The sequence below is a fragment of the Halomonas sp. Mc5H-6 genome (assembly GCF_024124705.1).
Classification (GTDB): domain Bacteria; phylum Pseudomonadota; class Gammaproteobacteria; order Pseudomonadales; family Halomonadaceae; genus Vreelandella; species Vreelandella subterranea.
This window is the reverse complement of sequence record NZ_JAMXSI010000003.1, coordinates 201,873-216,865: the sequence shown is the minus strand read 5'-3', so window position 1 is coordinate 216,865 and position 14,993 is coordinate 201,873. Positions and strand designations below refer to the sequence as shown.

The window sequence follows — 14,993 nt, the reverse complement described above, 5'->3', positions numbered from 1 at the left end:
TTGTTCAAAGGCGTTAGTAAATCGCCACCCGGCCGTCGAAGACATGCGTCGCCGGGCCGACCATGATCAGCGGTGACTCGGGTGAAGGCCACTCGACACTCAACTCACCGCCGAGCAAATGGACACGCACCGGACTTTTTAACAGCCCCTGGCGGATACCAGTGGCAACAGCCGCACAGGCCCCGGTACCGCAGGCTAGCGTTTCGCCACTCCCGCGTTCAAACACCCGTAGCCGGATTTCGCTTGCTGACAGCACCTGCATAAAGCCAGCGTTCACCCGCTGGGGGAAGCGCGGATGCGCTTCGATCAGCGGACCCAAGCGCGCCACGGGGGCGGTATCAACGTCATCCACCTGCAGCACCGCATGGGGATTGCCCATCGATACCACACCCAGTGACAGCGTTTCACCGTCCACCTCGACATCGTGCAGCGGCTGGTCCCCCGGCGCGTCGAATGGCACGGCTGACGGCTTAAAACGCGGCTGCCCCATATCGACACGCACCATACCGTCGTGCTGAACGTTCAAGACCAGCGGGCCGCCAGCGGTTTCAACACGAATTTCGTGCTTGTGGGTCAGTCGCTGATCGCGAACGAAGCGTGCAAAACAGCGCGCCCCATTGCCGCAGTTTTCGACTTCGCTGCCATCAGCGTTATAAATCCGGTAGCGAAAGTCCATATCGGGGTCGCTGGGCGGCTCCACGATCAGCAGCTGGTCAAAACCGATGCCAAAGCGCCGGTCCGCCAGTTGACGGATTTGCTCGTCGCGCAGGCGGGCGCGCTGGGTGACCAGGTCGACCACCATGAAGTCATTGCCGAGGCCATGCATTTTGGTGAAGTGCAAAAGCATTAAGTGCCTCCTTCGGGCAGCAAGGCTTCACCGGCCCACAGGCTTTCCAGCGTTTCACGGGCGCGTACCAGATGGCAGTGTTCGCCGTCCACCATCACTTCGGCGGGGCGCGGGCGGCTGTTGTAGTTGGAGGCCATGACGAACCCATAGGCGCCGGCGGAGCGCACGGCCAGCAGGTCACCGGCGGCAATCGCCAACTCGCGCTCCTGGCCCAGGAAGTCGCCCGTTTCACAGACCGGCCCCACCACATCGTAAGTGGAGGTGTCCCGCGCCAAACGCGTATCCACCGGCACAATGGCTTGCCATGCCTGGTACAGCGCCGGGCGTATCAGGTCGTTCATGGCGGCATCAACGATGGCAAAGTTCTTAGTTTCGCCAGGCTTTAAAAACTCCACTCGGGTGAGCATGATCCCGGCGTTGGCGGCAATCGAACGACCGGGTTCGAACAGCAGCGTCAATTGCTCGCCGCCTTCCCAGCGCGACAGGCGCGAGAGCAGCTGGCTGGCGTAGTCAAACGGGTGTGGCGGCGTTTCATCCCGGTAGGGCACGCCAAGGCCGCCGCCAAGATCCAGGTGGTCGATCTCGATGCCACGCTCGCGCAGGCGCTCCATGAGCACCAGCAAACGCTCCAGGGCATCCAGGAAGGGTGCGGTTTCGGTGAGCTGGGAACCAATATGACAATCCAGGCCCTTGACCTGCAGGTTGGGCAGACTCGCGGCCAGTTCGTACACCGTCAGGGCATCGTCGACGGGTATGCCGAACTTGTTGTCCTTGAGGCCGGTGGAAATGTACGGGTGGGTGCCCGCGTCCACATCGGGATTGACCCTCAGCGACACCGGCGCCACCTTACCCAGCTCGCCCGCCACGGCGTTCAGCCGCTGGAGCTCGGGGCGTGACTCGACGTTGAAGCATTTGATGCCCACTTCAAGCGCACGGGCCATTTCCTTTGGCTGCTTGGCCACGCCGGAAAACACGACCTTGGCCGGGTCGCCGCCCGCCTTGAGCACACGCTCAAGCTCGCCCACCGACACAATGTCAAAGCCCGCTCCGAGCTTGGCCAATAGCCCCAGCACGGCGATATTGGAGTTGGCCTTTACCGCGTAGCAGATCAGATGTGGGTGGCCACCCAGCGCTTCGGTATAAGCGCGGAAATGGCGCGTCAGGGTTGCCTTTGAATAGACGTAGCAAGGCGTACCGTATATCTCGGCGATACGGTCAAGCGGGACACCTTCGGCAAAAAGCAGGCCGTCACGGTCGTTGAAATGATCCACTTAACCCTCCTGCTGGTCGACATTATCGTCATCGGGCAGATAGAGCGGCCCTTTTTGTCCGCAGCCCACCAGCAACAGGGCGACAACGGCGAGCAAGGCGATTTTTTTCATTGCGCTTCCCCTTTGATGGCGGCCAAAGCGTCGCGGGCACGCTGGGCGGCGGCACGCACCTGATCGGGGGCCGTCCCGCCGATGTGATTGCGCGCGGCCACGGAGCCCTCCAGCGTCAGCACCTCGAACACATCCTGCTCAATGGTGGCCGAGAACTGCTTGAGCTCATCGAGCGTCATTTCCGACAGGTCTTTTTCAGCCTTCAGACCATAGGCTACCGACTGACCGACGATCTCATGGGCATCACGGAAGGCCACCCCTTTGCGCACCAGGTAGTCAGCCAGGTCGGTGGCCGTGGAAAAGCCTTTGCGCGCCGCTTCGAACATGCTGGCTTTCTTGGGCTCGATGGCTGGCACCATGTCGGCAAAGGCTTTCAGGCAGTCACGCACGGTATCCACGGCGTCAAACAGCGGCTCCTTGTCTTCCTGATTGTCCTTGTTGTAGGCCAGCGGCTGGGACTTCATCAACGTCAGCAGGTTCATCAAATGCCCATAGATACGGCCGGTCTTGCCGCGCACCAGCTCGGGCACATCGGGGTTTTTCTTCTGCGGCATGATCGACGAGCCGGTGCAGAAGCGGTCGGGCAGGTCGATAAAATCGAACTGGGCGCTGGTCCACAGCACCAGCTCTTCGCTCATGCGCGACAGGTGCATCAGCAGGATGCTGGCGAAACTGGTGAATTCGATGGCGAAATCACGATCGGACACGGCGTCCAGCGAGTTTTCCGCCGGGCGCTCAAAGCCCAACAGCTCCGCGGTGACATGGCGGTCAATCGGATAGGTGGTACCGGCCAGCGCGGCGGCGCCCAGCGGCATCACGTTGATGCGTTTGCGGCAGTCCAACAGGCGCTCGTGATCCCGGGCAATCATTTCCTGCCAGGCCAGCAGATGGTGGCCAAAGGTGACCGGCTGGGCAGTTTGCAGATGGGTAAAGCCCGGCATGATGGTCTCGGCCTCGCGGTCAGCAAGCCCGATCATGCCTTCACGCAGGCGAACAAGCTCGGCTTCGATGACGTCGATGGCGTCGCGCATGAACAGACGGATATCGGTGGCCACCTGGTCGTTGCGCGAGCGGCCGGTGTGCAGCTTCTTGCCGGTAATGCCAATCTTGTCGGTCAGCCGGGCTTCGATGTTCATGTGCACGTCTTCCAGCGGCACCGACCACTCAAACTCACCGCGCTCGATCTCGCCCTTGATCTCGCTCAAGCCATGGATAATCGCGTCACGCTCGTCGTCCGTCAGCACGCCGACACGCGCCAGCATCGTGGCATGGGCAATGGAACCCTGAATATCCTGGGGGGCCAGGCGTTGATCAAAATTGACGGACGCGGTAAAGCGTTCCACAAAGGCATCGGTGGGCTCGCTGAAGCGACCGCCCCAAGACTGGTTCGTAGCTTGGCTCATCGGAGGCATATCCTGCTGACAAAAACAATTAGAGTCGATAGCGGAAAGTGTAACAGAGTCGCCGTCGGGAGCGGGACGCCGTTTTATCACGACGGCCTCAATCGCTATGGTGTCATCAACGCTGGAGGGGAAACTAAAAAAGCAAGCAGCGCCTTTAATGGCATGGGGCGGGCGAAGTAATAGCCTTGAAAGTAGTCACAGTGACGCTGCGTCAGGTAGGCAAACTGCTCAGCGGTTTCCACACCCTCGACGAGCACCTCTAACCCCATTTTCCCCACCATGGCGACAACGCCGTCGATGATGGCGGCATCGTAGTGGTCGGTAATTACATCACGCACAAATGAACGGTCTATTTTGATTCTGTTAATGGGGAGACGCTTCAGGTAACTCAGGCTGGAAAAACCGGTGCCGAAGTCATCAGCAATGTGCACGCCCAACTGCCTTATGTTCTGCAAGGCTTGAATAGCCTGCTCTGCGCTGTCCATCAGCACGCCTTCGGTCAGCTCCAGTTCAAGCAGGTCCGGCGCCAGGCCGCTTTCCTCCAGCACGCGCTCAATCGTTTTCAGAAAACCGGGGCGCTGGAAATACATCGGCGAGACGTTGACCGCCATGGTGATGCGCCCCTGGCCCAACTCGTTTAACTGTTTGGCAACACGGCAGGCGGTGTCGAGCACCCAGTCGCTGATCGGGATGATTTGTCCGGTGTCTTCCGCCAGGCCAATAAAATCACCGGGCGGAATGAAACCGCGCTCGGGGTGCGGCCAGCGTATCAGCGCTTCCACGCCCACCACCCTGCCGCTGGGCCCGTGCATTTGCGGCTGGAAGTGTAGCTCGAACTGCTGCTGCTCAATCGCATGCTGCAGCGCACTGCGCAGGCTGACCCGTTCGCTGACCTTGCGATTGAGATCCTCCGTATACCACTGGCAGGTATTACGCCCACGCCGCTTGGCTTTGAACATCGCCAAGTCGGCCTGCTGGATCAGTTGGGGCGGGTCGCTGAGGGTACCGTCGCTCATCGCCACCCCGATACTCGCGGTAATACGCAGCTCGCCCCCTTGGTGCCAGTAGGGGGTCGCCAAGCGGGTGAGAATCCGTTCCACCACTTGAATGACATCGTTTGGGTCGGCCAAATCCGGCAGCAACACCACGAATTCATCGCCACCAAAACGCGCCACGGTATCCCAGGGCCTCAGTTCCTCTTCCAGACGCTTGGCAACTTCTACCAGGATAAAGTCGCCTACTTCATGCCCGAGGGTGTCGTTGATCGGCTTGAATTCGTCAAGATCGATAAACAGCACGGCCAGATGGCGCTGGTAGCGGCGCGCCACCAGGTAACCCTGCTCCAGCCGCTGGGTCAGCAGCACCCTGTTGGGCAGCCCGGTCAGCGCGTCATGGTTGGCGTTATAAGCCAGCTGTGCCTGGTATTCACGCTGTTCGGAGATGTCGTTTTGCACGCCGATAAAATGCGTTACCTGCCCCAACTCATCGCGTACCGGCGAAATGTGCAGGTCGTTCCAGAACGGGGCGCCGCTACGCCGGTAATTGCGAATCACCACATGTGCTTCGGTCTGCGCCGCAATGGCCTTGCGTAACTGTTTAACGGCATTTGGGTCGGTCTCTTCACCTTGCAGGAAGCGACAATTACGCCCCTTCACCTCTTGCCGGTTATAACCAGTAATCTGTTCAAATGCCGTGTTGACATACACGATGGGCAGGTCGGCGCTCCCCGCATCCACGATCAAGATACCATTGGTGCTGGACTCGACGCTGCGTTCCAGCAACTGCAACTGGCGCTCGGTGGCTTTGCTGGCGGTTATATCCTGGGTGGAGCCCTGCACCCGAATCACGTTGCCCTCGCTATCGCGAACCGCCTTGCCGATCACGCGTACCCAGATCGGCCGCTGGTCGCGGGTAACGATTTCAAAGGCTTCATCGAAATCGATCCCCCGTTCACGGCAGGCGGCAAAGCGTGCCTTGATACGCGGCTGTGACGCCGCGGTATAAAATCCAACGGCGTCCTCATAGGTGGGCTGAAACCCCGGTTCCACCCCATGAATCCGACAGACTTCATCGGACCAGGTGGGCCTTCCCTCGTCCATGTCCACATACCAGCCGCCGATTAATGCCGTCTCCCCAACGATCCTGAACAACTGCTGGGTACGCCATAACTGGTCTTCCACGTGCTTGCGCTTGGTAACGACCCGCGCCACCACATAGACCATGCCCTCGCCCAGGGAGGGGTCAATCTCCAGCCAATGCAGTGCCTTTGAGGTCGAACGCGCGCGCACTTCAAAGGGCGCGACCTCCTCCCCCGCCACCAGGCACGCAAGCTTCGCCTCGATCAACGCATGATCGCGCTTATCAATCACCTTCCCGGCACTTTTACCCAGCAGTTCGCGGGCAGGGTAGCCCAGAAGGCTTTCAAAGGCAGGGTTCACCTGCAGAACCTGCCCCTTCAAGTCCAGGCAGCAAAACAGGTCATGAGAAAGCAAGAAAAACTGATCCAGCTGTCCATGCGGTGCAGAGGGCGTCATAGGGTATCCTGAGGCATGCGACTTGGGACGCATTCAAGGTCGCTTGCAGCATTGGTTATTTTTACTGGGTAGCCGGGTGCTTTATGATGAGAATTATCATAGTTTGACGCGCCGTGTCAGCGGCTAAAGGAGAATAACGTGGCATCTATCACCAAACTACGCATCGCCACCCGGAAAAGCCAGCTGGCGATGTGGCAAGCGGAGCATGTTCGTGATCGCCTGATGGCAGTGCACAGCGGACTTGAGGTCGAACTTGTGCCACTGTCCACTCGAGGCGACAAAATCACCGATACACCGCTTTCCAAAATTGGCGGCAAGGCATTGTTTGTCAAGGAACTGGAAGAAGCCATGCTGGATGGTCGCGCCGACATCGCGGTGCATTCCATGAAAGATGTCCCCATGCATTTCCCTGAAGGCTTGGGCCTGTCGATCATTCTCGAAGGTGCCGATCCCACCGACGCCTTTGTCTCAAACCATTATCAAAGTCTTGACGAGCTGCCGGAGGGCGCACGCATTGGCACGGCCAGCCTGCGCCGGGGCCTGCAGATGCGCGAAGCGCGCCCTGATCTCAGTATTCTGAATCTGCGTGGCAATGTCCAGACCCGCCTGGGCAAACTGGATAACGGTGAATTCGATGCGATCATCCTGGCCACATCCGGCCTCAAACGGCTCGGACTGGACGACCGCATTACCCAGGCAATGCCTCCTGAAATCTGCCTGCCTGCCTGCGGTCAGGGCGCCCTTGGCATTGAATGTCGGCTGCACGATCCTGAATTGATTGCACTTTTGGCGCCGTTGGATGATGCTGATACGGCTACACGTGTTCGTGCGGAAAGAGCGATGAATACGCGCCTGGAAGGCGGCTGTCAGGTGCCCATTGCCGGTCATGCGGTGCTTGACCTTGAAAATGAGACGATGTGGCTGCGTGGGCTGGTGGGCAATCCGGAAGGCACTGAAGTGCTCCGTGCGGAAGGCCACGGCTCGATGCACGAACCCGAAGCCTTGGGGATTCGCATCGCCGAGGAGCTGTTGGATCAAGGCGCCGGCAAGATTCTGGCCGAGGTATACGGCAACGACATATGACGCTACCGGTACTGATCACCCGGCCCGGGGCTAGAGGGATAGCACTGGCAGAGGCGCTGCGCAGCGCAGGCGCCAGTGTTGAAGCGCTGGACGTGATGCAGCTTCAAGCGCTGCCCGAAGACGCTGCCATGCGTCAGGTTTGGCTGAATATTGATGAGTACCATAAGATCGTCGTTGTGAGTCCCTTTGCCGCTGGCTGTTTGAGCGAGGCGCTCGACCGCTACTGGCCACAGCTGCCGGTTGGCATTGACTACTATAGCGTTGGCCAAAGTACCGCGGCCTTGCTTTACGACCAGTTAGGCGTGCGGGTGCATGTGCCGCCGCCGCGCGAAGGTGAGGATACCAGCGAGGCGCTGCTCCGCTTGGCATCACTGCAAACGCTTTCTCACCAGCGCGTTTTGATCGTTGCGGGTGAAAGCGGGCGCGCGCTGCTGGCCGATACGCTTGCCGAACGCGGCGCCCGGGTGACACCTTTGGCCGTTTATCGACGCCACTTGCTGGCGCCATCGCGCCCCATGCAAGACCGCCTCGCGGCGGGTAATTACCGGGCGTTGATCGTCACCAGCGGCGAACTCTTAGAACATCTGGCAAAATGGTGCCAACCGGCAGCGTTGAACCAACCGCTAATCGTTTCCAGTCGCCGTTTGGCTACACTGGCTGAAAGACTGGGGTTTTATGTCCCCATCGTGGCGTCAGGAGCCACACCACCGGCGTTAATCGCCGCGTTGGCTCGGGCCTAGACCCAGCGGGTGCCGATGTCGATCAAGGAACTTAACAAGGGCTAGCGACAGATGAGCAAACAAACAAGCGATCAGGACGACACCCCAAAAAACGCGGCCAATAACGCCGGTGAGGCGAAGACAGCCGAGTCGTCATCCTCCGCAACGGGTTCCCCTAATAATACAGGTAGCCCCAATACGGGTAATCGTGGCGACGACGTCGGCCCCTCGACGGGCGCACCCGCCTCACCGTCGTCACAGACGACGGCTGCCTCATCCAATGGCCAGCGCTCACGGCGACGCCAGAAAAGCGCCAAGAATGCGGCTCAGGAGACGGCCCAGCAAAAGCATCAAGGTGCCAATCAATCAAGCGCGTCAAGCGACGGGCAAAAAGCCTCAGCATCCAGCGATCCCAAGAAGGCTACCTCTTCACAGGACACCCCCTCCAACAGCGCTAACAGTGCTGCTTCGTCGTCAATGCCTTCTTCGGGTTCGGGCAACAAGCAAACCCCGCCGCCCCAGGCCACGACGCCTACTGGCGGCGGCAAAGGCAAAGGTGGGGTCGCCATTGTGCTGGTACTGCTACTGGCCATAGCGGTTGGCGTGGTCGCTTGGCAGGGCTGGCTCCGCCTGGAAGCCCAGCAGCAGCGGCTTAATGAACTCAGTGACAGCAGTGCGACGCAACAGTCCGTTGACGACCTTGCCGCGCAGCTTGAAAGCGCTCAGGCCGAGCGCGAGCAAAGGTTGGATAGCACTATCAGCGAGCTGCGTGATGAGTTTGCCAACTATCGCAGTAACGTCGACGACACCCTGGATGACGTCCTCGCTCAACTCTCCCAAGAGCAGGAAACCGATGAACGCGACTGGTTGCATGCCGAAGCCGCTTATTTATTGCGTCTAGCCAACCAGCGTCTACAGCTGGAAGGGGATGTTGAGGGTGCCACCGCTCTGCTGCGCACCGCCGATGCACGCTTGGCTGATGCCGACAACCCCGCACTGACCCCCGTACGGCGTGAAATTGCCAACGAACTGGCCGCCCTTGACGCCGTTCCGCGCCTCGACCGCACCGGGGTTTATCTGGCCCTGAATGCACAACAGGAGCGCGTCGCCGGCCTTCGCCTTGCCCAGGAAGTGGAAGAGCGTGCCGTTACCTCAAGCATCGAACAGCCGCCCTCCGGTACCTTCCAGCGCCAACTGGCGCGCTTCGGCGAAGAGCTGAAAGACCTGGTCATGATCCGTCACCATGACGAGGCTCTGGAAGCACTGGTGACCCCGGAACAGGAGTCGTACCTGCGCCAAAGCCTGCGCTTGATACTCGAACAAGCCCAGCTAGCGCTGCTCAAAGAAGAACAGGGTCTTTACGAAGCGAGTATCGATAAGGCATTGGAGCTGATCAACGGCTACTACGACACCTCTCGCCAGGAAGCCCAGCGTGTTATCGAACGCCTTGAAGAGCTCCGAAACGTGACCGTCGAGCCCGAACTACCTGATATCAGTGGGTCGCAGCAGGCCATGGCGGAATTTATCGACAACCGTCACGAGTCGCGCCAGCAAGAGGGAGGTGAGTCATGAGAAAGCTCATCCTGCTGATTGTCGCCGGGCTAGCCGTTGGGGCGCTATTTGGCCATCTGATGATGTCAGTGCCCGGCTACTGGCTGATACGCGTCGGAGACACCTCGGTGCAAACCTCCTTCTGGTTTGGCCTTGTGCTGCTGCTGGCCGCCTTCCTGGTGCTGCATTTCATACTGCGCCTGCTAAGCGGCATGATTCGCCCGGTAGGCCGATTTCGCACCTGGAATAGCCGCGCCCGCAACCGCCGCGCCATGAAGCGTACCGTGCGCGGGCTGGTGGCCATGACCGAAGGGCGCTGGAAGCGCGCAGAGAAAACCCTGGTGAAAGCGGCGGATGATTCCAGCACGCCGCTGGTCAACTACCTCTCGGCGGCCCTGGCAGCGCACTATCAAGGCAACTACACCCAATCCCAGGAGCACATCAATCAGGCCCAACTGACCACGGAAGGTGCCGATACCGCGATTGGCTTGATGCAGGCGCAATTACTGATCGACCGCCAGCAGCCTGAAGAAGCGCTGGCAATTCTTAACCGCCTGGACAAGCAGCTGTCGAATCACCCCCAAGTCCTCAAGCTGCTCAAGCAGGTCTTCCTGAGTGTCAACGACTGGGAAGGACTACGCCGCTTGATCCCCCGGTTAGCCGCGCAAAAGCTGATTTCACAACAGGAGCGCGAGGAGCTGGAGTTCAAGGCGTACCGTGAGCTGATTATCTTCGAGGCCAAAAATCCGAGCGATATCGAACGCGTTCGCAGCCTATGGGCCGACATGCCCGATTACCTGCGCGGCAAGACAGAACTCATCGTGCTGTACGCCGAAGCGCTGCTTCAGGCCAACGAAGACACCATTGCCGAACGGTTGCTCAACCACTCTCTCGACCATCACTGGGATGCCCGGCTTGTGAAGCGCTACGGGCTGCTCAACGTCGACCCGTCGCGCCAGCTCGTCAAGGCCGAAAAATGGCTCCAGGAGCGGCCCAACGACCCCGAGCTGCTGCTCGCCTGCGGGCGTTTGTCACTACGCACCGGTAAATGGACCAAAGCGCAAGAGTACTTTGAGGCCAGCCAGCGCCAACGCCCCAGCGGTGTCGTCTGCGCCGAGCTTGCCCGCCTCTACGCCAGCCTCGGCGAGCATAACAAGAGCCAGCTGTACTACCGCCACAGTGTGGAAATGCTGGCCAAGTCGCTGCCGTCGTTGCCACAACCCAGCGATGCAAACGATAGTCAGCCGGACGGCAAACGGGCGAAGAAACGCGCCTGATGCAAGAACAGCTGAAGTTCAAAAGGGGGCTCATTGAGCCCCCTTTTGGCTGGTGAGCAAGGCATAGAAGCGCTGAGGCAGGCGACTCCCAAAAGCCCAAGCGTCAAGCCTGAACGAGTCGGATAAATGGGGAGGTTAGGCGCTATTCCAACGGCTCGTAGGGCAAACCCACATAGTTTTCCGCAATCGTCGTCAGCCCTGCTTTAGAGCTGGTCACGTAGTCCAGTTCGGCCAACTGCATGCGGCTGTTGAAATCTTCCTCATCAGAGAAGTTGTGCAGCATGGAGGTCATCCACCAGGAGAAGCGCTCCGCCTTCCAGATGCGCTTCAGGCAGGTTTGCGAGTAGCGCTCGATCAAATCCGTGCGGCCTTCCTGGTAGACCTTCACCATTAGCCGATAGAGCGTATTGACGTCGCTGGCGGCCAGGTTAAGGCCTTTCGCCCCTGTAGGCGGTACGATATGCGCCGCATCGCCGACCAGGAACAGCCGCCCGAACTGCATGGGTTCGACCACATAGCTGCGCAGCGGTGCGATGCTCTTCTCAATCGAAGGCCCAGTCACCAGCTTTACGGCAACGTCGTCAGGCAGGCGGCGCTTCAGCTCTTGCCAAAAACGCTCGTCCGACCAATCTTCTACCTTTTCATCCAAGGGTACCTGAAGGTAGTAACGGCTGCGGGTGGCGGAACGCATGCTGCACAGACTAAAGCCACGCTTATGGCTCGCATAGATCAATTCATCCGAGACCGGCGGGGTATCCGAGAGCAAGCCCAACCAGCCAAACGGATAAATTTTCTCAAATTCCTTGATTCGCTCTTGAGGGATCGCCTGACGGGAGACGCCATGGTAACCATCGCACCCGGCGATGTAGTCGCACTCAAGCCTGACCGTTTCACCGTTATGTTCAAAGGTGAGGTAGGGGCTGTCGCTCTCCAGATCGTGGGGCTGAACGTTTTCCGCCTCGTAAAGCGTTGTTGCACCAGCGGAGACGCGGGCCTCCATCAGATCCCGCGTCACCTCGGTTTGGCCGTATACCATCACTTTGCTGCCGCCGGTCAATTCATCCAGCGCAACCCGCACGCGGCGGTTATCAAAAACAAGCTCAAAACCGTCATGGGGTAAGCCCTCTTCATCCATCCGCTGGTCAACCCCCGCTTCGCGCAGTAAGTCCACCATGCCCTGTTCAAGCACACCGGCGCGGATACGGCTTAATACATACTCGCCGCTACGCCGCTCAACAATCACGTTATCAATGCCTTGACGATGCAGTAGCTGACCCAGAAGTAGGCCAGAAGGGCCTGCGCCAATAATCGCGACCTGCGTTTTCATGGGGAATGCCTCATCATTGTCATTATCTAAAACGTATGACTTGTATTTTTCAATGAAACACGCCGCATAATAAGGCATGATCTAGATCAATTATTGGACATTTAGCGCTTTATTGCTCAACCTTAGTCGTAGAGGAGATACCGGTGATGCCAGCCTCGTCGGCAACGTCCGTTCCAGTATTTAAGCTGTATGGCGAGACGCAGCATTGGCCCACGCCTGACCTGCTGCACTGTGAATCCATTGCCGAACGCAGCCGTTTACATAACTGGCGGATTCGACCACACCGGCATGCTGACCTCGTACATATTCTATTTATTGCTCAAGGGAGTGTTGAATTAGAGCTGGAGGGAACAAGCCATCAGCTGCAAAGTGCCAGCGCTATCGTTGTTCCCGCCATGGCGATTCATGGCTTTCTCTTTTCACCGGATGTGGAAGGACACATTATCACCCTGGCCAAACCGTTGGCCGACCACTTACATGCACTAATGGGTGAGAACAGTACGCTAAAAAAAGCCGACTTCTATCCGCTGCTCCAGCCAAACCAGACCAACAGAATTGCCACGCTGGTGGCCCAGATTGACCAGGAGTACCGCCAGCCCGCCCCCGGGCGCAACAGCCTGCTTGAAGCACTTACCCAAGCCTTGGTAGTCGAGCTATCGCGCCTTTGTGCTTATGCAGGCCGCACGGCAAAACGCTATGGCCCCCGCCAAAGTGACAAAGGACGGCAGCATTTAGAGCACTATCAAGCGCTGATCGAAGCCCACTATCGCGAGCAGCCAAGTATAGAGCAGTTAGCCGAGCTGATTGGGGTGAGTAGCGCACACCTGAACCTGCTCTGCCGCCAACTCTCCGGACGCAGCGCCCTGCAGTTGCTGCATGAACGCCTGCTGCTGGAAGCCAAGCGCCAGCTCACCTATACCAATATGACCATTGGCCAAGTCTCCGACAGCTTAGGCTTCTCTGAACCGGCTTACTTCACGCGCTTTTTTAAGCGTAATACCACGTTTTCCCCTCGCGACTTTCGGGCACGGCAGTCGCGAGGGCGTTAACGCATTTAGAGTAAAAAGAAGGTAGAGAGCACCGGAAAGAGGAGTAAGAGCGTCAAGCGGAGCAAATCAGAGACTACAAAAGGTGTCACGCCCTTGAAAATTTCCCCTAGCCCGACATGCGGCGCCATCGCTTTAATCACGAACACATTCATCCCCACCGGCGGGGTCATGAGCCCCAGCTCTACCGTCAGCACGGTCAAAATACCGAACCATACCGGGTCGATACCCATGGCCTGAATAATGGGGTAAACCACCGGCACGGTGATTACCAGCATCGCGATAGAATCCATAAACATACCCAGCACAAAGTAGAGCGCCAGGATGCACAGCACCACGACAATAGGGGTGAGATCCATGCCGTAGAGCAGGTCAGTGATGGAGAACGAAATGCGCGACACCGAGATGAAGTAACCCAGCGTTTCAGCCCCTACCAGCATAAAGAACACCACCGCAGAGAGCGCCAATGTTTCTTGTACGCTGTGCCATAGCTGGGCACCGCGCATACCTTTTACCAGAGCGTAGAGCAGCGTGGCGAACGCACCGACACTGGCCCCTTCCGTCGGTGTAAAGGCACCAAAATAGATCCCTAAAATCATCACCATGAAAACGCCAAAGAACGGCACTAAACCGGTCAGCGAGAGCAGCTTCTCTTTCCAGGCAGTGGGTTCGCCCGCTACCGCCAGGGAAGGGCGCAGGTACATCACCACGGTAATGGTCAGGGAGTACATCACCAGCCCCAGCAGGCCGGGAATAAGCCCCGCCATAAACATATCGCCAACGGACTGTTCGGTAAGAATGGCGTAAATCAGCAGCGCGATACTGGGCGGAATCATAATGCCTAGCGTGCCGCCAGCGGCAAGAGCGCCGGTGGCTAAGCCACGGTTATAGCCATAGCGCTCCATCTCCGGCAGCGCCACCCGGGTCATGGTGCTCGCCGTCGCCAGCGATGAACCGGAGATTGCGGAGAAAATGCCGCAAGAGCCCACAGCGGCAATCGCCAGGCCGCCCTTCCAGCCGCCACAAATAATACGCGTTGAATCAAATAGCTTACCCGCCATCCCCGAATGAGCAGCCAGTACGCCCATTAAAATAAACATGGGTACGGCGCTGAAGCTGTAATTAGAGAGCACCTCAACCGGGACGGTTTTTAACTGCGCAACGGCTGCGTCCCAGCTTATGACCTGAGCGAACCCTACAACCCCGACAATCAGCATGGTTAAGGCGACTGGTACGCGCAGAATCATCAATACCAATAAAAGCCCTAGCCCAATAGCACCAATCGCTTCACTCCCCATGAGCCGCCTCCTCACCCGCCGCATAAATCATGCCTAGCAAGGCGTGAATAAAACTGCGTATCCCCAGTAGTAAACTGAGCACCGCTGCCAATTGGTATATCGGCCCCATGGGCAATCGCAGATCTTGGGTAATTTCCCCGTGCCGCGTAGCGGCAGCAGCAGAATCCAGTAACCCCATAAACAGAATCAGCCCCAGCGCCGTAAAGCCGAGCAAAAAGAGCCCTTGCAAGCGATTCTTGATGGCTTGCGGTAGGCGATGTGAGAACGCTTCCACCACCACTTGGCTTTTTTCGACATTTGCCGCCATCGCCGCCAATAGCGCGAACAGCATCAAATAGCTAACCAACTCCACGCTCCCCGATACGCGCAGCGCAATCGCGCCCTCCGTCAACCGGGAAAGGTAGCGTGTGCTGACATCAGCAATGGTAACCGCCAGCAGGCCAATCAAAGCGACCCCGGCCACCAAGCGACAAACAAGGGCCAACCAATGGCTGGCCCGGTAAAAAGTAGACTGCATGTCACATTA

General features: G+C 58.6%; 12 protein-coding genes and 1 pseudogene. 5 read left to right on the top strand and 8 right to left on the bottom strand.

Translation table 11 applies throughout. The features are described from left to right. Positions 1-13 precede the first annotated feature (13 nt). The 5 genes from dapF to NH395_RS06705 form a co-directional block, all read right to left on the bottom strand. The gene (gene dapF / locus NH395_RS06725) at positions 14-847 is read right to left on the bottom strand and encodes a diaminopimelate epimerase (RefSeq protein ID WP_253023390.1); all 834 of its coding nucleotides are present in this window, start codon (positions 845-847) and stop codon (positions 14-16) included. Further along, positions 847-2,118 carry a diaminopimelate decarboxylase gene (lysA, locus tag NH395_RS06720; protein WP_253023388.1) on the bottom strand — a complete coding sequence of 424 codons (1,272 nt, stop codon included), beginning with the start codon at positions 2,116-2,118 and terminating at the stop codon, positions 847-849. The genes dapF and lysA overlap by 1 nt, the downstream gene beginning before the upstream one ends. Continuing rightward, positions 2,119-2,229 (bottom strand): lipoprotein, encoded by a 111-nt coding sequence (locus tag NH395_RS06715; RefSeq protein ID WP_082925969.1) that lies wholly within the window; start codon positions 2,227-2,229, stop codon positions 2,119-2,121. Then, the gene (gene argH, locus NH395_RS06710) at positions 2,226-3,632 is read right to left on the bottom strand and encodes an argininosuccinate lyase (RefSeq protein ID WP_253023386.1); all 1,407 of its coding nucleotides are present in this window, start codon (positions 3,630-3,632) and stop codon (positions 2,226-2,228) included. The genes NH395_RS06715 and argH overlap by 4 nt, the downstream gene beginning before the upstream one ends. Positions 3,633-3,736: 104 nt before the next feature. Continuing rightward, a complete protein-coding gene (locus NH395_RS06705) occupies positions 3,737-6,166 on the bottom strand; it encodes an EAL domain-containing protein (RefSeq protein WP_253023384.1) in 2,430 nt (809 codons plus the stop codon). A gap of 138 nt (positions 6,167-6,304) precedes the next feature. On the opposite strand from NH395_RS06705, the gene hemC reads away from it, so the two are divergent. The 4 genes and pseudogenes from hemC to NH395_RS06685 all read left to right on the top strand — a co-directional run bounded on the left by hemC (position 6,305) and on the right by NH395_RS06685 (position 10,796). Further along, entirely contained in the window at positions 6,305-7,249 is a 945-nt protein-coding gene (gene hemC, locus NH395_RS06700; protein ID WP_253023382.1) for a hydroxymethylbilane synthase, read from the top strand. Next, a pseudogene (locus NH395_RS06695) lies at positions 7,246-8,024 on the top strand (uroporphyrinogen-III synthase). Before hemC ends, NH395_RS06695 begins: the two are co-directional and overlap by 4 nt. Positions 8,025-8,040: 16 nt before the next feature. Then, positions 8,041-9,540, top strand: a complete 1,500-nt coding sequence (locus NH395_RS06690; RefSeq protein ID WP_253023378.1) for a uroporphyrinogen-III C-methyltransferase — start codon at positions 8,041-8,043, stop codon at positions 9,538-9,540. Then, positions 9,537-10,796 (top strand): heme biosynthesis HemY N-terminal domain-containing protein, encoded by a 1,260-nt coding sequence (locus tag NH395_RS06685; RefSeq protein WP_066316375.1) that lies wholly within the window; start codon positions 9,537-9,539, stop codon positions 10,794-10,796. Before NH395_RS06690 ends, NH395_RS06685 begins: the two co-directional genes overlap by 4 nt. 142 nt (positions 10,797-10,938) lie before the next feature. On the opposite strand, the gene pobA is transcribed toward NH395_RS06685, so the two are convergent. After that, positions 10,939-12,123 carry a 4-hydroxybenzoate 3-monooxygenase gene (pobA, locus tag NH395_RS06680; protein WP_253023376.1) on the bottom strand — a complete coding sequence of 395 codons (1,185 nt, stop codon included), beginning with the start codon at positions 12,121-12,123 and terminating at the stop codon, positions 10,939-10,941. Positions 12,124-12,269: 146 nt separating this feature from the next. Between pobA and NH395_RS06675 the strand changes: the two genes are divergently transcribed. After that, positions 12,270-13,172 (top strand): helix-turn-helix domain-containing protein, encoded by a 903-nt coding sequence (locus NH395_RS06675; protein WP_253023374.1) that lies wholly within the window; start codon positions 12,270-12,272, stop codon positions 13,170-13,172. 5 nt (positions 13,173-13,177) lie between these two features. Here the strand turns inward: NH395_RS06675 and NH395_RS06670 are convergent, their stop codons facing one another. Both NH395_RS06670 and NH395_RS06665 read right to left on the bottom strand, forming a co-directional pair. Beyond that, entirely contained in the window at positions 13,178-14,467 is a 1,290-nt protein-coding gene (locus NH395_RS06670) for a TRAP transporter large permease (protein WP_253023373.1), read from the bottom strand. After that, entirely contained in the window at positions 14,457-14,984 is a 528-nt protein-coding gene (locus tag NH395_RS06665; RefSeq protein WP_253023371.1) for a TRAP transporter small permease subunit, read from the bottom strand. Before NH395_RS06665 ends, NH395_RS06670 begins: the two co-directional genes overlap by 11 nt. Positions 14,985-14,993 lie beyond the last annotated feature (9 nt).